4 protein-coding genes are annotated in these 23,078 nt (G+C 75.1%); 3 read left to right on the top strand and 1 reads right to left on the bottom strand.

Annotated features, from left to right (window positions below; translation table 11 throughout):
- The first annotated feature begins 2 nt into the window (after positions 1-2).
- The 3 genes from ACY1JF_RS18355 to ACY1JF_RS18365 all read left to right on the top strand — a co-directional run bounded on the left by ACY1JF_RS18355 (position 3) and on the right by ACY1JF_RS18365 (position 21,675).
- Complete coding sequence (locus ACY1JF_RS18355; RefSeq protein ID WP_462706222.1) at positions 3-20,612, top strand: lonely Cys domain-containing protein; 20,610 nt, start codon at positions 3-5, stop codon at positions 20,610-20,612.
- Positions 20,609-21,268 carry a type VII secretion system-associated protein gene (locus ACY1JF_RS18360; RefSeq protein ID WP_462706223.1) on the top strand — a complete coding sequence of 220 codons (660 nt, stop codon included), beginning with the start codon at positions 20,609-20,611 and terminating at the stop codon, positions 21,266-21,268. Before ACY1JF_RS18355 ends, ACY1JF_RS18360 begins: the two co-directional genes overlap by 4 nt.
- 86 nt (positions 21,269-21,354) lie before the next feature.
- Positions 21,355-21,675, top strand: a complete 321-nt coding sequence (locus tag ACY1JF_RS18365; RefSeq protein ID WP_462706224.1) for a hypothetical protein — start codon at positions 21,355-21,357, stop codon at positions 21,673-21,675.
- A 4-nt stretch (positions 21,676-21,679) separates the two neighbouring features.
- Here the strand turns inward: ACY1JF_RS18365 and ACY1JF_RS18370 are convergent, their stop codons facing one another.
- A complete protein-coding gene (locus ACY1JF_RS18370) occupies positions 21,680-23,077 on the bottom strand; it encodes an FAD-dependent oxidoreductase (protein WP_462706225.1) in 1,398 nt (465 codons plus the stop codon).
- Between the last annotated feature and the right edge of the window lies 1 nt (position 23,078).

The following is a 23,078-nucleotide window of genomic DNA, read 5'->3' on the forward strand; positions in this document are numbered from 1 at the left end:
CAATGGCGATCATTTTCCCACCCGCTCTGCGGGAGTTCATCGAGGTCTGGGTCGGCGCGAACGTCGCCACCGGCAATGAGGACCAGGGCTTCGACAGCCGTGGCGCCTACAACCGGCTGGCGGACGACATCGACGCGCTGTCCGACGCGATGAAGGGAGCGATCGAAACCGCGGGGAAGTCGCTCCCCCCGGAGATCGCCAAGGAATTCGTCGCCGCGGTGAAGCTCTTCGTCGACGACAGCGGAGAGAATCACCTGAAAAATTTCTCCACCGAGCTGCGGGACATCGGGTCCCGGCAGACGGACCGGTCGATGAAACTCAGCGAGGGAAAATACCAGATCCTCCTCGAGTTCATCCTGATGAACATCGAACTGGCGCTGATCGCCGCGCTCGCCCTCATCACCGGCGGCACCTCGCTGACCGAGATAGCCCTGACGAAGGCGCGTACCGCGCTCAGCATACTGCTGATCCTGCAACGGATGAGCCGGGCCATCCCGACCCCGCTGTCGGCGGTGCTGGAGGCGATCCAGGAGGCGTTCGTCACGTTCATGTCGCAGGTCATCTCGATGACCGCGCCGGACGACCCGGACCGGCGGCGCAACAATTTCGACTGGACGGACATCGGGCAGTCAGCCGTCGTGGGCGCCCTGGCGGGGCTGTTCGGAGGCGTGTTCTCGGAGGTCACCGCGCCGTTCGTGAAGAAGTTCTTCAAGGACAGCCCGGCATGGAAGGAGGTGTTCGACCTCCCCCTCACCTTCATCAACGAAGGCCAGGCCGAAACCTTCGCGGAGGCGTTCACCAAGCTCTTCTTCACCGGCACGTTCTCCCTCAATCCTGGGACGTTCCTCTCCGCCGGCACCAGCGGGCTCCTCTTCGAGGCGGCCTCGGGCGTCGCGGAGTACGGCGGGAAATGGCTGAACCAGAACTTCTTCCAGAACCTGAACGTCAATCGGACCGACTTCGGCAACAACGACAACACTGACGTTAGTGACGTCAGTACAGGCGCCGGCAACAAGAACAACTACGTCAAGACCAATGACCTGAACAATGACGTCGACTACGACTCCGGCTACGACTCCGACTCCGACTCCGGCTACGACTACGGCACGGAGTCCACCAACCGGTCGGTCCCGGATTCCACGCCCACGAGCAACTCCTCGCCGTACAGCGACTCCTCGCCCTACAGCTCTTCCTCGCCTTACAGCTCCTCCTCGCCTTACACCACTTCCTCGCCTTACAGCTCTTCCTCGCCGTACTCGTCTTCCTCGACGGATAGCCTGAGCGGCGACTCCGTCTTCTCGACGCTCAACTCCCGGACGACATCGGACTCCATCTCCGACTACTCGTCCGACTACGTGCCGGACTCCACGTCCGACTACGTGCCGGACTCCACGTCCGACTACGTGCCGGACTCCTCATCGGACCGCACATCTGACTATGTGCCGGACTCCTCGTCCGATTACACGCCGGACTCCTTGTCGGACCTCACGTCCGATTACGTGCCGGACTACACGGATTACACGGACTACACGCGCGACTACGGCAACGACTCGGCCGACGGTTCGTCCGTTCCCGTAGCGCAGTCGGTCACCCAGTACCAGGACGGGACGACGTCAGTCCCGAGCCGTGTGCAGCCCTCCGCGGTTTCCGATCCCGTACAGCGGATCGTGGACCTGGACGTGGACACGGACGTGGTTTTCGACGGGGACGTCACGCCCGCCACGTCCCCTGTCGTCCAGTCCGACCTCAGCCAGGTCGACGTCGACACCACGGACTCGGTGACCGGGCAGGACGAGACGATGCTCCCCGGGCAGGTGCCGCCGACATCCACGGTCCCGGCGACGCAGCTCCCCTCCACCGCCGGCACCGCTGGCGGCAGCCCGACAGCCACCGCCCCCACGGCACGCCCCAACACCTCTTTCGACGCCGACCCGGTTCCGGCCGCCTCGCCCGTCGCCGCCAGCGACACCGCCGACACGGATTCTGTTGTCCCCGCCGGCACCAGGGACACCGCGGACACGGACTCCGTCGTCTCCGCCGACCCAACAGGCATCGTCACTCCGGCGACACCGGTTACTTCGACGACGCCAGTAGCCCCCACCACCCCCGTCACATCCAGCACGCCCACAACGTCGGTGACTTCCACAACACCGGCCACCCCCACAACGTCCACCACCCCCACAACGTCCACCACCCCCACAACGTCCACCACCCCCACAACGTCCACCACCCCCACAACGTCCACCACCCCCACAACGTCCACCACCCCCGCCACTTCCCACACCTCCGCCCTCCGCACCACCCCCACCCCCACCGACGACTCCGACGTCCTCGCAGAGGCCACCCCCCGCCGGCCCGCCGTGTCGACGGAGTCCGAGGCCGTGCCGGTCGGCCAGGCCGACCCGGTGGCCCCGGGGACGGCCCCAGTGGCCCCCGTGGCAGGCCAGGCCGGTCCCGCCGGGATGCAGTACTTCAGCTCCGACGCCGGTTCCCCCGACTCGACCGACATGATCATGGACTGGGAGGACGGCGACACCGACGACGAGGCGGACGCGACGCCGCAGGCGCCGTCGTTCACGCCGGAGCAACTGGCGCACCAGCGGCAGTTGCTGACGGAGGTCTTCGGGAACGACATCGCGACCCAGCGCATCTACCCCGGCGTCCAGGAGGCCATCGGCCGCCTCGATCACCTGCGGGGCCTCGACCCCGACCTGCGCGGCGGCCCGCTCGATCTGGACGCCGTGGCCCGCCGCGTGCTCGGCCTGGACGCCACGGTGCCGGTGACCGCCGCCCACCGCGGCGAACTGTTCCGGGTGGCGATGGACGAGGCGGTGGAGTCCGCCGGCAGCCTCTCCGAGCTGGCCGCGTTCCACCTCGACCTTCGCGGGGCGCTGGCCCCCTCGCACGCCCTGACCGCCCTCGACGGCACCACGTGGGGCCGCAACTGGACGGGCGTGGATATCGCGGACGTGGACATGACGCAGGTGGGGAGGGCCGTCCGCGAGGCCGACGGAACCTATCGGCACGGGGACGTCACCACGGCCCCGTGGAGCCGGCCCGGGGGGCCGGATCCGTACGTGATCATCGCGTCGGGCGCGTACGACCACGTCGTGGTCCGGGGCTACGACGGCAGCCCGCGCCGGGTGCCGATGGACGTGTTCGCCGAACTGCTCGTCCGCGATCCGGCGCTGGCCGCGCTCCCCGCGGACGTCCCCGTCGTCCTGCTGGTCCCCGGGGCGGGCGCCCGGGGCCTGGACCTGCCCCGCCGGGCGGCGGCCCGCACCGGCAGGGACGTCTGGTCGGCCAACGGCGCCGTCCGGCTGGATCCGCAGCAGGACCCGTCCCTGCCGGACATCGTCTCCCTGGTGGTCGGCGACGGCCGGCCGCGCGCCGACTGGATCCGCAGCACCCCGGGCCAGGTCCTCGATCCGGCCGAGTACGACGACGTCCCGGCGTGGGAGCGCCAGCTGCTGACCCACACCATCGTCACCGAGAGCGGGCCGATCGGCCGTGCCGTGTTCGACGACGCCGAGGCCCCGAAGTCGCTGAACGCGCTGCGGAACGCGACGAAGGCGACCGAGCTGTGGCACCGCAACCCGGCCACCGAGGTCTGGACCCGGGACCCGCAGCCCGTCCCGTTCGCGGGCAAGCCGGTGTACGTCTTCGCCGCCCACGCCCGGTCCGGCGAGACGCACCTGCCGACCGAGGGGAACACGGTCAAGGTCGCCCGCGGCGGCGAGACCGGGCGCATGCTCAAACGGCGGCCCAGCCTCGCCCAGCTCCCCCCGGACCACGGTGTGGTGATGGAGGCGTGCTGGGACGCGGCCCAGGAGGGGGTGACCCGCCCCCGCCGGGCCGCGCGGGACGCCTTCGTCCCCGACCCGCTGGGCGCCCTCAGCGAGGGCCAGCAGACCGCCAACATCACCGGACGCACCGTGTACGGCGGCACCCGGTCCGTCGGGCTCGCGCCGCTGCCCGGCCGGGGCTGGGTGCACGTCTCGTTCACCGACGCCCAGGGGCGGCGTGGCCGGTGGGTGGAGCACCGCCCCGAACCCGCCGGCGACGTACTCGACGACCGGGCCCGCGCGGCGGGCCTGCACACCGGCCCCGGACCGGCCCCCGAGGCGACCCGGGACCGGGCGCTGCGCCTGGTGCGCGCCCTGCGGCTGGCCCTCGGCCCGGCCGTCGAGGACGATCCCGGCTATCCCGACCTGTTGCGCGGCATCGGCGAGCTGGAGGCGATGCGGGAGCGTGATCCGGTGCTGGGCGGCTTCGGCCCGTTCACCATGGACCTGTTCGAACGCGCGGCCCGGGCGGACCGCCTGCAACGGCACGGCACGGCCGACGGCGACGTGGGCCCCGACGCCTACCGGGAACTGCTGGTCGCGGCCACCGAGGCCGCGCACCGCCGGCCCGGCAGCGCCCTCGCCGATTTCGTCGCCCTGCCCGAGGTCGTCGCCGCGGCGCGGCGGCTGAGCGGCACCGTGAACCTGGACGCCGAGGCGGCCGCGGTCCTGCGGCTGGAGGGCGACCCGGCGACGGTGGGGGAGCCGGAGCGGTCCCGGCTGTTCTGGGCGACGGTCAAGGCCCTGGAGTGGGAGGGGCGGACCGCCGACCCCGACGCCCTCACCGCCAAGGCGCTCCACCTCGACCAGCCGGACCCCGCCCGGCGCGCGGACCTGTTCCGGCTGGTCACACAGGCCGCGGCGGTGGGACGCAACCTGGACAGCCCGACCGAGCTGGCCGCCTTCCACCTGGAGGTGCTGGGCGCCTTCGCCCCCGAGACGGAGCTGCGCAACCCCGCCGACGAGCCGGTGGGCCGGCTGTGGGCGCAGTCCGCGCCGGGCGTGAAGGCGGACATCGAACGGGTCGTCGTCGCCGAGCCGAAGCCCGGCGGCGGATACCAGCCGGTGCGGGTGGAGCCCGCGCCGTGGAGCGCCCCCGGCCGGCCGACGCCGTACCTGGTGTGGGCCGGGAGCGAGACGGGCCACGTCCTCATGACCCTGCCCGGTCTGCCGCGGCGCCGGGTGCCGTACGACGAGGTCGCCGAAGTGCTGTCGCGGGACCCGGTGCTGTCCAACCACCACCTGGACGTCGACGTGGTGCTGGCCGTCTCGAAGGCGGTACCGGCCACGCCCGCCGCGGCCGGAAGCCCTTCGGCCACCGATCCGCGCACCGTCGTCAGCGCGGTGACCGGCCGCGGCGTGTGGGCCTCGCGGGGCAACGCCGGGTTGGCATCCACCGGTCAGTCCAGGCCGCACATGCCTACCCTGCTGTCCACCGTGCCCGGTGGCCAGGTGGCCTCCGACTGGGGGGTCGTGCGCCCCCAGGACCTCCTCCCACCGAGCATCACCTCCACGGGGACCGGCACCGGCCAGACCGTCACCTTCGCCGGCGAGGACGCCGCTCCGGCGACCACCGCGACCACGAACGCACCCGCGAGCGTGACCGCGACCACGACCGTTCCGACGACCACCGCGACCACGACCGCGACCACGACCACGACGACGTCCGCCCCCACCCCCACCCCCACCCCCCTCGTCACCCCCTCCACCGGCCCCCTCACGACGGTGGCGCGCACGGAGCCGGACCCGCCGCCCCCGCCGGGCAGCCCGCGCCTCGACCCCGACATGCCGCCCCCGGACCCGCGCCGCACCCCCGCCCGGTTCGAGGACGGCCGGCGGATGCCGAAGTACGTCGACGACCTCCGGTCGCTGCTGCCCCCCGGCCTCACCGACGCCGAGACCGCCCAGCTCCTGTCCAGCCCCAGCACCTTCGGCCAGAGCACGGTCACCCTGCGCGGCATCGACCAGGCGCTGGCCGAGATCGACCGCGTGGTGCGGCGCAGGCGGGCGACCCGGCCGGCCACGGACACCCGTCTGCTGACCGACGTACGGCTGACGCTGCGGGACAAACCGAAGACCCTGGCCGACGGCACCGGGCGCCCCTTCCCGTACGTCAACGCCGACGGCGAGGCCCGGGTCCTGTACGTCAGGGCGCTGCACCGGGGCAACTGGTCGCAGTTCGACGACGGCGTCGGACACGCCTCGAAGATCGACAGCATGCACCGGGGCGCCGCCACGTTCGGGCTGACCAAGAACATGCAGGCCAACTCCCAGTTCGGCCTCGGCGGTCCGATCGGTCCGGCGGGCACCGCGGCGTTCGCCGGGTTCGGCCGCCTCGCCCTGCGGTTCGGCTTCATCGACAAGGTCGGCTACACGCTCACCGACCAGCGCATGAACCAGATGGAGACGCGGACCCTGGACGGCTCGCGGTCGTTCCTGGACGACGTCCACTACGAGATACGGGTCACCGACGCCCACGGACGGACCGTCACCGCGGCGGAGGACCCACGGGACGTACCGGCGGGCGCGCGGCCGAAGACGGGCACCGGCGCCCTCACCGGCCCCGCCACCCCCGCCCGGGCCACCTTCGGCATCGTCAACGGGCTCCTGGTGCGCCTGCCCGACAGCGTCACCAAGATCCCGGAACCGGGCCGCATCCCCCGCTCGATCGACCTGGACCGCGAGTCCCAGTACCGGTTCGTCCGCATCGAGGGGTTCGGTCCCGTCGCGATGATCCGCGACTGGGCGGCCGGCCGGATCGGCGCCCTGCCCGGCAGCTCGGCCTACACCGAGCTGGACACCTTCTTCTCGTCCGACAGCTTCCAGCGGCACGGCGGCACGCTGGCCCGCGGCCGGGTCACCACCCCGCCGTTGTTCGCCGACGACAAGAAGAAGTCGCCGCTGGGCGTGTTCGTGGTGGAGGAGGTGATCCCGCGGGCGGCGGTGCTCGTCGGCGAGACCGACCAGGCCGAGATGCGGGACATCAACACCTCGACGGTCCGCAGCGAGCGGAGCCGGGCGCAGGGCAGGAGCCTGCTGCTGCAGGCCGTCGCCGGACCGGCCTTCAACTTCCACGACCCCGGCACGGCCCCCTTCGACCTGCGGCTCCAGGCCGGACCGACCGGGCAGTACACGTACGCCCGGACCTGGTCGGCCGGGCTCGGCGGGGCGGGCACCCTCAAGTCGGCCGGCCAGGTCAAGGGCCCCAGGACCGCCCTGTACCTGGTGGTGAAGTCGGTCCGGGTGCGGCAGGCCGGGGACAACACGCCGCCGACGCGGTTCCTCACCTGGAGCCTGGACCGGATGACCAGCTCCGAGGCGCGGCGGCTGGCCGGCTGGGACGACGGCAGCACGATGGCCCTGCGCAACGGCGCCGCCCCGCCGCACGTCCCGGCCTACCTGACCGTGGACCGCCCCCGGACCCTGGGCATGCACCGGGTCAAGGAGTTCACCTTCGACGACGGCCGGCGCACCCGGGTGACGCCGGACGCCGCGGACGGCGTCGGCCGCACCCTGCTGGACGCCTTCGCCGACGGCGTGGTGGACGCCCTCGCGCGCCGGCGCCGGGGACTGGTGGTCCCCCTCGACCAGCTGCTGCCGCCGAACCTGCCCAAGGGCTGGCGCACCCGCTTCAACGACCTGCTCGCGCGCCGCCCGGACCGGGTGCTGCGCGCGGCGCAGGCCCTGCCCGTGCCGCCGCAGTGGACCGACCCCGTCAAGTACCGGATCGCGCTGCAGAACACCCTCCAGGTCCTCGGGGTGCTCTCCCAGCAGAACGTCACCGCCAACCTGGAGGCGCTGACCACGGTCGGCCTGCCGGTCCGGCTCACCGACCCCGACGCCGTCGGCCAGACCTACTACACCCTGCGCGCGCACGCGACGCTGACCGGGCGCCGGTACGCGGGCAAGGACACCAGCGAGGGCATGCGCTTCAGCGCCCAGGGCATCGACCGGCTCGACGGCCAGAGCAGCGCGAAGCGCGGCCTGGACCTGGGCTTCGAGGGCACGTTCTCCGGCCGCGACAACAACACCGACAGCGCGGGCATCCCCCGCAACACCCTCGGCCTGACCCTGGGCGCGCGCTGGGGAGGGCAGTGGGAGGCGGAGACCTCCTTCGGCTCGACGGTCACCAACGAGCCGATGTCGGTGAGCAACCAGCCCACCCACCTCTACCGCTACGACATGGCGCTCACCGCGACCCTGGGCGGCTACTGGCGGCCCCGCGGCCTGGTCCGCGGCGTCGGCCTCGGACTGCCGGGCCTGCTGGTCCTGGACGAGCCGGTCAACGTGCTCTTCGGGCGGACCGCCACCGGCCTGCTGAGCGACGGCGGCCCGATGACCGGACAGGTCCTCATCGGCGTGCCCGTCCAGCACACCCCCGACGCCGACCCGTACGCGGACGGGGCGCTCAACCCCTACCTGACCGAGGAGCCCGCCCCCGTCGACCTGCCCACCGGGCGGGCCCTCGCCCTGGCCAGGGGCGACCTGGTGCTGCCCGCCGGCACCGGCGACGGACAGCCCGCCGGACGGCTCGCCGACCGCGGGACCCGGCGGTTCCGGGAGTTCCGGCAGCACCCGTTCGTGATCGTCAACATGGTGCTGTCGCCCACCCTGCTCACGGAGGTGGACCGGGTCCTGCGCACGGCGTCCGGCAGCGCCTGGCAGCTGGTGCGGGACGGCGCCCCCACCCGGGAGGCGATCGTCCGCACCTTCACCCCGCAGTACCTGGCGGCCGGCTTCGACCAGAGCTCGGGGCCGCTGGGCCTGGTGGGCAGCGGACTGCTGGGCAAGGGCCCGTTCGGCGAGCTGTGGGGGACCTTCCGGTACGCGACGACCGTCGGGGACCTGCACGTCCTCACCCCGCCGATGTCCATGGACACCGAGATGACCCTCGGCGGCACCCGGCAGGCGGCCGGCAAGACCAGCAACAGCACCAGCTTCGTCTTCGGCGGCCAGCTGGTCTACGCCGTCGCCCGCAACCCCGGCCACGGCCTGCTGAGCAGCTACGGCGTCGTCGCCAACCCCGTCTCCACGTCCCACGCCCGCAGCGCCACCGTCGTACGGACGGTCGTCGCGGACATGAACCGCAAGGGCTTCACCCACCAGGTGCTGGTGGCCGGCGACGTGCGGCACTGGTTCGCGCTGACCACCAGCCGGCTGGGCACCGGACGGATCGGGACGGCCGCGGCGGCCAGCTCCCTCGTACCGCGCTCCCTGGCCGGCGCGGCCGGGACCGAACTGACCACCCCCGGCGGCCTGCTGGGGCACCTGCCCGAGAAGAGCGCGCACCGCATGGGGCTGCTCGACGACGGCATGGGCGAGGTGCCCCGCTACACGCGGCAGGAGTGGACGCCGCAGCCCTGGCTGGGCCGCGCCGCCTTCGGCACGTACGCGGTGAACGCGCTCGACCCCACCGACGTGCTGCTCGCCTTCGAGGAACGGCTGCGCGGACTCGGACTCGACGAGGCGAGCCACGAGCGGATCCGGCAACTGGTCACGGCCCGCGCCACCCGGGCCCTGAAGGGGGAGATGACGACCACCGGCCCGTCGACGACGGTCACCGTCGGGGCCTGGGGCTGGGACAGCGTGCGGATCGGCGACCGACGGGTGCGGACCCGCGTCGAGCTGATCCCCGGCACCCCCGTGTTCGACGGGCTCGACCACAGCGCGGAGCTGGAGGAGAACCGGCGGGCCATCGAGACCGCGCAGGACAGCTCCGAGTCCGTGACCGGCGCCGACGTGGGCCTGCTCACCTCCCAGCTGGCGCACACCGGCAACGCCCAGGTCCCCGCCGCCGGACCGGTGTACGCCGAGGGCGGCTCGCACCGCCAGACGGTCTCGTCGAGCCACACGGTCACCACGGTCACCATCTACCGGGCGGCCTCCACCGAACCGCACGCGGAGGTCGTCACCCCCTACCGGATGCGGATCACCCTGGAGGCCGACGACACCCCCCACACCGGCGCCCGCGCCACCGGCGAGCCGCGCGCGGACGGGACCACGGCCCTCGACCGGTTCCGCAACCGGCTGCGCGTCGTGGCGGAGGACGACGTCGGCGAGCTGCGCGAGCACGTACCGCTCAGCCTGATGGAGCCGGTGCCGGCCCCCGCGGCACCCGACGCGGACGGCACCGGCACCTCCCCGGCCCCCCGGCGGCTGCCCGCGCCCGACCCGGCGGCCGACCCCGCCCTGGCCGGAGCGCCCCGGCCGGTGCCGCTGCCCGAGACGGGCACGGAGGTGCTGGTCCGGGACGGCGAGGGCACCCTGCGGCCGTTCACCTTCCCGGACAACGGCATGCACCCCCGCGGCATCATCGGCGTCGACAACATCCGCATCGCCAACGACCTCCTGCTCACCCGGGCCTACGACGCCGGCTTCTCCCTGGCGGCCCTGGAGGCCGAGGGGGGTCCCGGCACCGACGGCCTCGTCGCACTGCTGCGCAGGACCCGGGAGACCGGCCTGACCCGGCTCGGCACCGGCTCGGCACAGGCGCTGGAGGACGGCACCAGCTCCACCGCCCTCACCGCGTTCTTCCCGCGCACCACCGACCCGGACGGCTACCAGGTGGTCGGGCTGACCGAGAAGTCCCTGGTCGGCACCGACACCGGGCACCTGGTCCTGCGCTCGACCCCCGACTTCAGCCGCGCCCGGCTGCTGACCGTCGCCGACGGCAAGAAACTGGAGGTGCTCAGGCGGTACGGGGAGAACGCCGGCACGTCGGCGGCGGCCGAGCACACCCAGGCCGGCGGTCTCGGCGGCGCCTTCCTGTACGACTCGCCGGACAACGCGGGCCTCAACCAGATCGGCCTGTCCGTCCCCGGCCCCAACGACCTCGACGGCGACGGCATGCCGGTCGGCGACGACCACCTGACCTCCCGCAACCTCAAGCCGAAGACGGGCCGGTCCTTCCTGTTCGCCGTCCCGGCCACCTGGCTCGCCGTCGGCGACGTGCACCGCGGCGTCGTGGACTCGAAACTCGCCGACCGCGTCCGCGGCACCTTCGGCGGCAGGGCCCGGCCCGGCCCGCAGGCGATGGAGTCCGAGGCGTACGTCGTCACCTGGATCCGGGAGGACGTCGCCCGCGACCTGAAACTCATCACCGACGCCAACTTCCCCGCCCGCGTCAAGTCGGCCTGGGACGCCGTCGACCGCGCGAGCAAGGCGTGGGTCGACGCCGACAAGGCCTACTGGAAGAAGCGCCGCGCCTCCGCCGCCCTGCGCACGGACCTCGACGCCGCGCAGACCGCCCTGGACGAGGCCGCCGCCGTCGCCCGCACGGCGGAACGCCCCGTCGACCTGGCCCGGGCCGGTGTCACCGCCGCCGACACCGCCCTGCGGCAGGCCGAGACCGACGCCCGCCGGGACCACGCCGGCGCGGACGCGTCGGTGGCCGCCGCACAGGCCGAGGTGGACACGGCCGCCGCCGACGAGAGCACCGCCGAACCCGAGCACGACGGCTGGGCGCAGCTCCTGCGGGACGGACTGGACGCCGCCCGGGCCCGGCTGGACGCGGCGCGGACGGCCGCCGACGCCCTGCGCCGCACGGCGGACCAGCGGGTCGCGGACGCGCGCGCCGACAAGGCCGCGGCCGAGGCACGGCTCGACGCGGCCCTGCTGTCCGCGCGGGCGCCCGGCCGGGCCCTCGACGCCGCCACCGCCCGCCGGGACGCGGCACGTGACGCCTTCGACGCCCGCCGCGCCGAACTGGAGGCGCTGCGGGAGACGGCGGAGACGGCCGCCGCGGAGTACCACCGGGTCCGGGCCGGCGCCGACCAGCTCACCCGCTGGCACCGGCTCGCGGCCACCGAGGAGGGCCGCGCGGAACTGGACGGCCTCGCCGAACCGCCGCCGGTGACCTACCAGGCGCCGCCCAAGGCGCCCGCGCCCGCCTCACCGGCCCCGCCCCGCTACACCAGGACCGGTACCGGGGCGGACACCGTCCTGACGTCCCCCACGGGCGAGACGTACACGCTCCACGACGTGCCGAGGGACGGCGACGCCTTCTTCCGCGCCTTCGCCCAGGGCCTCGAACACACCGCGCCGGGGCTGCTGTCCGCGCACGGCATCGACCTCGACGGTCCGCGCGCCATGGCCGACCTGCGCCGCCGGACGGCGTCCTGGCTCACCGACCACGCCGACGCCGACCTGCTGGCCGTCGTCGCCCCGGACGCCACCGACGCCTTCAGCGCGGCGGAGATCGCCGCGGCCGGCCTCGACCTCGGCACGGACACCCCCGCCCGCCGCGAGTTCGACGGCCTCGGCGGTCTGCTGCCGCACGCCGTCGACCTGACGCCCGGGGTACGGGCCGAACTGGCGGTCGCGCAGCTCCTGCGGGGCGGCGACGCCGAGGACGGCTCCGGCTGGGACCACGGCGCGGCGGACCTGCTCCCGCTGCTCGCCGCCCGGACCTTCGACGTGCCGGTCACGGTGGTGCGGGCGGACGGCGGCTTCCAGACCTTCCCGCCCGCGGACCCGGCCGCGGACAGCGGCCTGCGGGGGCTGGTCGCCGATTCCGCACGCCCCACCACCCCGGTGGTGCTGAGCCTCCAGGACCGCCACTACCAACTGGCGCTGCCGACTGACTCGGCCGATCCGGCGGACCCGGTCGATTCGGCGGACCCGGCGGACCCGGTCGATCCGGCTGATCCGGCGGGGACGGGGACGGCCGACCCGGCTGACCCGCGGACGGACCCGTCCCCGGACGAACCGCCCGCGCCGCCGGCCCCACCGGCCCCGCCCACGCCTCCCGCGCCGCCCGGGGACCCGGACACGGAGGACGGGCGGTCGCCGGCCGGCGACACCCGCGCGCGGGGCCGCCGGGTCCGGGTGCCCGCCACCGGGGAGTGCCTCCTGTACTCCTTCATGGCCGGTGACCCCGTCCACCTGCGCAGCCGGCTGGGCGGCCTGGCCGCCACCGACCGCGCCGCCTACGACTGGCTCGGGCGCCCCGCCGACGTCCGCCGCGAACTGGTCCGGCAGGCCGACGAGAGCGCCAGGACCGGACGGCCGCCCACCGGCCCCGCGGTCGCCGCGCTGCGGGCCGTGCGGTCCTACGTCGAGGCGTACGTGGAGCGCAGCGGGGGACGGCTGCACCCGCAGATCACCGGGCAGTTCCGGCAGACGTCCGCCAACGCCTTCGCCGCCCGCGTCGAGGGCATGGACCGGGCGGAGATGCTCGCCCAGCTCGCCCACCACGGGGTCAGGTCCGTCCCGGTGCCCGAGGCGCTCGACCCCGACGACCTGCTGGAGCGCTACGTCGACGCCCGTCTGGCGGCGACGCCTCCCGGCCCGGACGTCCCGGCGCGGGACGCGCGGGCCGCCCTGGCGGCCGAGGCCGCGGAGCTGGGCCCGCGCCGGATGTTCGAGCACCTGGCGGAACACGGCCTGCTGCCGGCCCCCGGAGACCTCGACGACGCCGCCCTGGGCCGGCTGCTCACCACCGCCTACACCGAGAGCACCGCCCCGCTGGACGAGGAGGAACTCCCCCTCCTGGTGGACGCCGTCACCCACTGGGAGAACCGCTGGGGGACTCCGGCGGGCGAGACGTTCCTGCCGCTGCTGGCGCACGCGTTCGGGGTGCTGACGGACGTGGTACGGCCGCTGCCGTCGGGCGCCCGGCGGATCAGCGGCGCGGGCCCCGACAACGCCCTGCGCCGGATGGAGGTCTACTACAACGGCAGCGACCACTACGACGGCAGCGACGCCGAACCCGGCGACCGGTTCGGCGACGCGGTCCGCCCCAAACGCGTCAAGGCCGAGGAGCGCGACGACGACGGCGACGTACGGCTGAACCCCGCCTGGGTGCCGCTGGACGAGGTGGACCCGGACCTGCTGATCACCGGCAACCCGGACGCGGTGTGGCTCTACACGGTCACCGACGACGGCCGGGTGATCGTCGGCACCGAGGAGCTCAGCCGGATCGTCACGGACGAGCAGTTCGACGCGCTGCTGGCCGGCATGCGGGAGAAGGACCCCGAGCTGACGGCGGAGGGGCTGCGCGCGTCGCTGGACGGGCTGGGCCACACCGGCATCGCCGCGGAGTTCGCCACCGCGGACGGCACGCCCACGGCCGGCCGGACGCTGCCGGGGCGCAGCCGGGTCTCCGGCGAGTTCCGCTGGAACGCGGAGCTGCGTTCCTGGGTGGTGAACGACAAGTCCGGCCGGTACATGAGCGAGTCGGTCCGGCCCGGTCTGGACGCCGCGGCGGCCGCCGACTGGCTCACCAACGTGGCGGCCCTGTTCAGCGACCGGCTCGGGGTCGTCGTACGGACCGACCAGGTGAAGACGGCGTCGGCCGTCCCGCCCCCGCCGCCGGCCCTGCGGCCCGAGGCCGTCCCGCCCCCGCCGCCGGCCCCGCGGCCCGAGGCCGTCCCGCCCCCGCAGGCCGCGCCCCCGCCCCCCGCCGCCCCCGCCGCCTCCGGCGGCCGCGGTGCCCCGGACGGCTCCGGGCAGGCGGCCGGGACGACCGGGACAGCCGGGGCGACCGGGACAGCCGGGGCGACCGGGGCGGACACGCGGTCCGCCGACGACACCCGCAAGCTCGACGTCGCCCGGCGGACCGGTGCCGTGCTGCACGGCCTCGGCCACCCGGTGGTGCTGGCCGGGGCCGCCCGCGGCCGGGTGCAGTTCGGGCAGCCCCGGCCGCTGGACACCGTGCGGTTCGAGCTGCCCGCCGCCACCCTGCCCGCCGCCGACGTGGTGCGCGGCGCGCTGGAGCGGGCGCTGCCCGGCACGCCGGTGCGGGTAGGGCCCGCCACCGCCGCCGGCCGCGTCCTCGACCTGTCGGTGGACGGCGTCGACCTCACGGTCACCGCGGTGGACCGGTCGTACGCCGGCACGGTCACCGCCGACGGCTTCACCGTGCCCGCGCCCGCGGAGTCACTGGCCGACGCCGCCCTCGCGCTGGCCGTCGGCACCGACCCCGAGCCGCGCGGACGCGACCTCCTCGACCTGCTGTGGACACTGCGCCGCACCCCCGCCGACAGCCCCCGTACGGTCACGCCGGCGCTCGCGCGCGCCGACGCCTACCGCGCCGCGCCGCCCGTCGGCGCCGCCCCCTCCCTCGCCGTACGGCTCAGCGAACTGCTCGACTCCGCCGCCCTGGACCCCGACACCCTCGCCCGGCATGAGGAGACCTGGCGCTCCCTCGGCGTCACCGACGCCGACCTGCCCGCGCTGCGCGCCGAGCTGACCGCGCTGGCCGGCGGGCTGCGCACCCTGCCCGAGGTGACCGCGGACCCGGTCCGCGAGCTCGCCGCGCGGCTGCCCGGCCTGTCCACCGCCGACCGCGACGCGACGCTGGCCCTGCTGCCGGCCGCGGACCGCGAGCGGCTGGCCGCCGACCCGGCCCTGGTGGACGCCCTGCGCGCCGGGCTGCCCCCGGCGGAGTTCGCCTCGGTCGCCGCGTACCTCATGACCCAGGTGCCCGCGGGGGTCGAACGCCCCGTCTCCGCCGGTGACCGGGCCCGCGCCGAGATCGCCCGGCAGCTCCAGGACCCCGATGTCGCGGCGCGGCTGCTCAAGGCCGGCTCGCGGGTCGTGGTGGTGCCCGTGAACGAGGCCCTGACCTCCATGGACGCCTTCCGCTTCATGCGGGACGCCGTCACCGGCGACGGCCGCCCCTGGAACGACGTGCGGGGCGTCGGCGCGCGCACCGCGGCCGTCACCGAGGAGAACCTGCTCGGCGAGCGCACCAACGTCGGCGCCGCCCTGTCCGCCTATCCCGACGGTTACTCGACCACCCTGCACGAGTTCGCCCACACCATCCACCAGCACGGGCTGACCGCCGTCGACCGGCAGCGCATCACCAACACCTTCCGCACCACCACCCGGGCCGGCGAGTCGGGCAACTGGCCCGACGGTCCCCTCTACGGCCGCACCGCCGACGGCAACCGCACCGCCCCCAACTACAGCAGCCGCAACGAGCTGGAGTTCTTCGCCCAGCTCACCAACGTCTACTTCATGGCCAACGGCGGCGACGACCCCTACACCGGGCTGCCCCGCGTCAACGCCGGCCCGGAGTGGGTGCGCACCCGGCAGCCTGCCCTCTACCCGCTGCTGCGCCGCCTGTACGGCGAGGGCCCCCGGCCCCGGACCCGCCACCCGCGCAGCGTAGAACCGGTCCGTCCCCGCGGGGCACGCCCCTCCGACGTCAACCCCGTCGAGGCCACCGACGCGGAGAACGAGGCACTGGCCCGCGCCCGCGCGCTGTGGGACGTCGCCGAGGGCACCCCGGGCGACGGCGGCGACTCCTACACGGCCGTCCGCGCGCTGTGGGACGGCACCGCCGGCACCCACGTGCCGCAGCCGCACACCCCGGCGCCGCCCGTGCCGACCCCCGCACCCGCGGCGTCCCCGGCGGCGCGGACCGCCGCCGAGCCCGCCGCGCCGCCGGCCTCCCGGGTCGCCTTCGAGCACCGCCACCGGGACATCACCGACCCGGCCCGGCGGCAGTACCTCGCCGACCTGGCCGAGGAGATCGTGGTGTCCGGCCTGCGGGACCTCAGGGCCGGCCTGCGCATCCCCCGGATCACGGTCACCGGGTACAGCAACGGGCCGCGCTTCGCGCTGTCCGGCGGTGCCGTGGAGCACGCCGGGACGGTCGGCCGGGAACGGGCGGAGGCGGTACGGGACCTCCTCCGTGACGAGATCCGGCGGCAGCTGGAGCGCCACGAGGGGGCCGTGGACACCGTCCGGGACGTACGCGGCGCCGCGGTCCGGGCCGAGGACTTCCCGATCGCCGTGGAGAGCGGCGGCCGGGACATCAGCGCCGTAGGTCCCTACGACGGCGCCACCGGGCGGGCCGCACGGCGCCAGGCGGTCATCACGGTCGACCGCTCCCCGCTGGCGGCGGCCGCCGACCGGCTCGCCGAGCTGAGCCCGGAGGACTTCGCCGAGCACGACTACTTCACCGGTCCCGACCGGCTCGCCCGGCACGTCCTGCACCTCGACGACAACCCCGGCGACGACCCGGACTCCGAGAGCGACTCGGACAGCGACTCGGGCAGTGACCTGGTCAGTGACGTGATCAGTGACGCGGGCAGTGACGTGGGCAGCGACCTGGTCAGTGACGTGGTCAGTGACGTGGGCAGCGACTCCGACCACGAGCACGAGCACGAGCACGAGGCGGACTCCGACAACGACTCGGACGGCGAGCCGGACGACGAGCCGGACGGCCCCGCCGATCCGGACGAGACCGGGTCCGACCACGAACCCGAGACGGCCGACGACGCATCCGCGGTGGACGACGCATCCGCGGCCGACGACACGTCCGCGGTGGACGACACACCCGCGGTGGACGACGCGACCGCCGCCACCGCCGAGCCGGCGCCCCGCTTCACCACCGACGCCCTGTCCGGCCGCGTGCGCCGGCTGTACGAGCTGGTGGACGACGCGCTGGCGGCCGGACGGGCCACCAGCCGGGCCGCGCTGACCGCCCACCACCTCGGCCGGCAGGGCCTGCTGACCGACGCCACCCGCCTGACCGCGCCCGACGGCACCCCGCTGGGGCGGAACTGGACCGGCCGGCCCGTCCAGGACCTCGACGCCTCCTCGTACGACGTGACGGACGGCGACGACCGGGACCCGCGGCCGGCGCCGTGGGCCCGTGAGCCCGGCGCCCCCCTGCCGTACGTCGTCGCGGCCAAGGACGGCGATCACAGGAACGTCAGGCTGGTCCTGCCGGACGGCAGCAGGAGGTGGCGGGTGTCGGCGGCGGAACTCGCCGAACTGCTGGCACAGGACCGGGAACTGGCGGGCCGTGACCCCGGCGCCGAGGTGGTGTTGGTCTCCCCGAACGCCGGTGCCCTGGGCCTGGACCTGCCGCGCCGTGCCGCCGCCCGGTCCGGCCGGACCCTGTGGTCGCACAGCGGCGAGGTCGCCCTGAAGCCGCACCCCGACACCGGCCGGCACCACATCGAGGTCACCGACGACCGCATGATGGGCAGCGAACCACTGGGCCAGTGGATCGGCAGCGAACCCGGCGACCTGGGACCGGACGACCTGGGACCGGACGGCCTGGGCCCGGACGGCCGGGAGCCGGACGGCCGGGACCGGTCGGACCCCGCGGCGCAGGGCGTCCTGCGCACCGTCGACGACAAGGCGTTCCCGGACGAGAAGGTGCAGTCCTTCACCCTCACCGAAGAGGGCCGGCCCGTCGGTCGCGCGGTGCTCCCCGGCGCCGACCTGCTGCAACGCGAACCGTGGCTCGAACAGCTCACCCGCTCCACGCAGTGGTACGCCTACGACCCGGTCACCGGCCGGCCGGCCGGCGGCCCCCGGCCGGTGCCCTGGAAGGGCCGGAAGCCCTACTTCTTCATGGTCCACGGCCTGCCGGGCCAGACCCGCATGGTGGACCGCGACTTCGGCAACGACGTCCTGGTCCCGGGCTCCGAGACGGGCCGCTTCCTCCGGCGCCGCCCCAGCGTGGCGCGGCTGGACCGCGACACCCCCATCGTGTTCCTGTCCTGCTGGGCGAGCGGACCGGGCGGACACACCGCCGCCGCCCTGAAGCGCAGCAGCCCGTTCGTCCCCGACCCGCTCGCCGTCTCCTCGCCGGCCCAGGACGTCTCCAACGTGACCCGGCGCGACGTCTACGCCCCGAACCGGGAGCACTTGAGCCGCTTCAAGGACGGCGTGCTCTACGACCACGGGATCGGCGGCACCCCGGCGAACGACTCGGTGGACATGGCGAGGCTGCGCCCCGAACCGACCCCGGCCGAACTGGACGAGCTGGCCGTCCTGGCCGGCCTGGGGGCGCTTGCGGACCTCACCCCGGAGACGGCCCGGAACACGACGCTGCGCCTGGTCCGCGCGCTGCGGACGACGTTCGGCACGGACGTGGAGGACGACCGGGACGACCCCGACGGCACCTACCGGCGGCTGCTGCGCGGCATCGGCGCCCTGGAGGTCATGCGCCGCGCGGACGGGAACCTGCGGGGGTACGGCGAGCTGACCCTCGACCTGCTCGACCGGGTCGCCCGCGCCCACCACGGCCTGGTGACCGCCCCCGGCACCCGGCCCGCGCCGCCGGACCCCGCCGGCGTACGGACCGCGCTGGAGGCCGCGGCGGAGCGGCTGGCCGGCGACCCGGACACCGCCCTGTCCGCCTTCGTCGCCCTGCCCGCCGTGGACCGGGCCCGCGAACTGACCGGCCACGACGACCCGGACCCGTGGGTCCGCCAGGTCCTCGGGCTGCACCCGTCGGAGCCCGTCACCGCGGCCCACCGGCAGGACGCCCTGTGGGCCACGGTCAAGGCCGTGGAGAGCGTGGAGAACCATCCCGACCCCGACGCCCTGGCGGCGAAGGCGCTCCACCTGGACGCGGGGGAGGACCCGCGGGACGAGTCCGTACGGACGGACCTGCTGCGGACGGCGGCCAGGGCGGCGGCGCTCGGCCGCGACGTCCACGACCCCACCGCGCTCGCCGCCTACGACCTCGAACGCAACGGCGCGCTGGACGACCGCACCCTCGTCACCACCGCGACCGGTGTGCGCGCCGGGCGCACCTGGACGGGGCGGACCTCCCTGCACCCGCTGTGGGTGGACCGCTACGTGTTCTCGCCCGGCGGCGGACTGGAGAAGGGCCGCGGGTCCTTCGCGCCCTGGAACCGGCCGGGTGCCGGCAAGGGCACAAATCCCAGCGCGTACGTACTGGAGGTGAACAGCACCACCTCGGGCCGGGTCGACATGCCCTGGCCGGGCGGCGGCACCCGCCCGGTGCCGTACGCGGAGATCGCCGAGCTCCTCGCCCACGATCCCGTCCTCGCGAGGCTGGACCGGGACGTGCCGGTCGTCCCCGCCGGAGTGGACCCGGCGGACACCGCCGCGGCCGAGGCCTTCGCCGCCCGCAGGGGAGCCGCCCGGACGGTGTGGATGCCGACGCGGCCCCTGCGCGTCATCGACCGGCCGGTGACGCGGGAGAGCATGCTGGTGATGGTGTCGCCCCCCGACGGCGCCCCGCACTGGTCCGAGACCCGTCCGCCCGAGCCGCAATCCCCGCCCGACGACTCCACCTCCCCCGAGGTCATCACGACGGGCGCCCCCGGCGTCACCCCGACGGGCGGCCCCGACGGCATCACCCCCGGCGGCCCCGACGTCATCCCGATCACCGGCTCCGACCCCGCCGACGCGGGATACGTGCCCGCCGTCCCCGACGACGAGGCCGCGCGCCAGTGGGTCGCCCGGCACCTGACGGCCGAGGACCTGCCCGCGAACCCGCCCGGTCTCAGCGGCGCCGACACCGTGGGACTGGCCGACCTCCGGGCCGCGGGCGTCGCGCTGACCCCCGGGCAGGAGGTCGAGGCACAGCTCGGCGGCGGCCTGCGCGGCACCGCACTGGAACCACTGGACCAGGTACGGCTGCTGCTGGTGCGGCCCGGCCCGTGGCCGGACGCCCTGGACGCCGTCACGGCCGCGGTGGCCCGGCGGACGTGGCGGTCGGCGTTCACCGACTTCGCCGGGGCGCTGCCGCCCGGCCGCGCGGACGGCGACGCCGCCCGGGCGTGGGACACGGCCCTCGGGCTGCTCCTGCCCACCGCACCGCACTCCGTGCTCGCCGACGCCCGCTACGCCGGAGCGGAGTTCCGCGACGCGGTACGGCGGCTCGCCGAGCTGCTGGCGGCGGACCGGGCGGACCACGCGGCGGCGGTACGCCTCGCCGGCCTGCTGCGGCGCGGCCTCGGCCTGCCGCCCCCGGGCGCGGACGAGTCACCTCGGGGGTGGCCGGAGGAACGGCCGGAAGGACAGCCGGAAGGACGGCCGGAATGACGGACCACCACGACGACCAGGGAGAACGCGTGCGGACGGACGGGACGAGCGGGAGGAGCCGGGCGCCGGTGGTGCCCGCGCCCCCCGAGGACATCGTCGAGGCCGCGCGGCTCGCGCCCGACCACTGGATCAGCATGGTCGACCCCGGCTGGCACGGCGAGGGCGTGCCGCCCGACTGGGCCGTGGTCGGCCGCTGGCGCACGGGCCCGACCGGGGAGATCGAGGAGTGGGAGGACAACGAGCGGCACCGCCCCACCCCGGAGGCGCTCGGCTGGCCCGCGCCCACCGACGACGTGGACCGGGCCCTCCAGCAAGCCGTCACCGGTCACGGACCGGCCGAGGACGTCCTGCGCGCGCTGGCCGGCGCCGAGGTGGCGGTGCTCACCCTGCCGGACGGAGCACCGGTGACCGCCGCCGTGGCGGACGGCCGGCCCGTGGTCCCGGTCTTCACCTCCCCGCCCCACCTCGACGCCGTGGGCGGCCTCGCCTTCGAACGCCTCGCCGTGACCGACCTCCTGGACCGCCTGCCGGACGGCCACGCCCTGTACGTCAACCCGCCCAGCCCCGCCGGCACCGTGCTGGAGCCCGGCCCGCTCGCGGAGACGGCCGCGCGCCCCGCGCCGCAGGAGGCCGGCCCGCCCGGGCGGGCGGAGTGAACGCCGGCACCCCCGTCCGCGTATGTGTCCTCGACCGACCGCGGCACGGACGAAGGCGCGTCGCGGGGACGAGGTGAGGACAGGCGATGAACGACCGGATCACCCCCGCGCTCCAGGCCCTGCCCGACGGAGAGGCCGAGATCGCGCTCGTGCTGCGACTGCCCTGGGAGGACGTCGCCCGGCTCGGGCAGGAGGCCGGGCGGCTGGCCGCGCAGAACCGCCGGCCCGTCACCCTCGACGAGGCCGTCAGCCACCGGCTGCGCTCCACCCGGCCCGCCGGACACGCCCGCCCGGCCGGGGAGCAGCCGCCCGCCGCGCCCTCCACGGCCTCGGTGTCGTCGCTCCAGCCCCGCCCGCCGGGCGAGCAGACCCGGCAGGTCATCGACCGGATCAACGGCACGGCGTGAGGCGTCAGCCGGCCTCCTCGACCGCCCGCGCCGCCTTGCGGGCCGCCACCAGCACCGGGTCCCACACCGGCGAGAACGGCGGGGCGTAACCCAGGTCCAGCGCGGTCATCCGCTCCACCGTCATGCCCGCCGTCAGGGCGACCGCCGCCGTGTCGACCCGCTTGCCCGCGCCCTCCCGGCCGACGATCTGCACGCCCAGCAACTTGCCGGTGCGGCGTTCGGCGAGCATCTTCACCGTCATGGGGGAGGCGTCCGGGTAGTAGCCCGCGCGGCTGGTCGACTCGACGGTGACCGCGACGTACTGGAGGCCCACCCGGCGGGCGTCCTTCTCGCGCAGCCCCGTCCGGGCGATCTCCAGGTCGCAGACCTTGCTGACCGCCGTGCCGACCACGCCCGGGAAGGTGGCGTACCCGCCGCCCGCGTTGGTGCCGATCACCTGGCCGTGCTTGTTGGCGTGGGTGCCGAGCGCCATGTGCCGCCACTGCCCGGACACCAGGTCCAGGACCTCCACGCAGTCGCCGCCCGCCCAGATGTCCGCGTGCCCCCGCACCCGCATCGCCCGGTCCGTCAGCAGGCCGCCGCGGCCGCCCAGGGGGAGACCGGCGGCCCGGGCGAGCGAGGTCTCCGGGGCGACGCCGATGCCGAGCACCACCACGTCCGCCGGGTACACCGCGCCGCCGGCGGCCACCGCGCTCACCCGCCCGTCCTCGCCGGTGCGCACTTCGGTGACCTCGGCGCCGTTCACCATGGTGATGCCCAGGCCCTCCATGGCCGTACGCACCAGGCGGCCCATGTCGGGGTCGAGGGTGGCCATCGGCTCCCGGCCGCGGTTGACGACCGTCACCTGGTAGCCGCGCTTGATCAGCGCCTCGGCCATCTCCACGCCGATGTACCCGGCGCCGACGACCACCGCGCGACGGCCACGCGCGCGTGCCAGCGTGTCCAGCAGCGCCTGCCCGTCGTCCAGCGTCTGCACGCCGTGCACCCCGGGGGCGTCCGCGCCGGGCAGGTCGGGCCGGATCGGCCGCGCGCCGGTGGCGATGACGAGCTTGTCGTACGCGGTCCAGGACTCGGCACCGGAATCGAGGTCACGCGCGCGTACCCGCCGCCCCGCCACGTCGATCTCCGTGACCTCGGTGCGCATGCGCAGGTCGATGTGGCGGGCGCGGTGCTCCTCGGGGGTGCGGGCGATCAGCCGGTCCCGGTCGTCGACCTCGCCGCCGACCCAGTAGGGGATGCCGCACGCCGAATAGGAGGAGAAGTGGCCGCGTTCGAACGCCACGATCTCCAGCTCGTCGGGGCCCCTCAGCCGGCGTGCCTGCGACGCCGCGGACATCCCCGCGGCGTCGCCGCCGATCACCACCAGCCGCTCACGTCCACCCGTCGCACCACTCGTGTCCATG

It is taken from the genome of Streptomyces sp. SYSU D01066-1, from assembly GCF_054956795.1.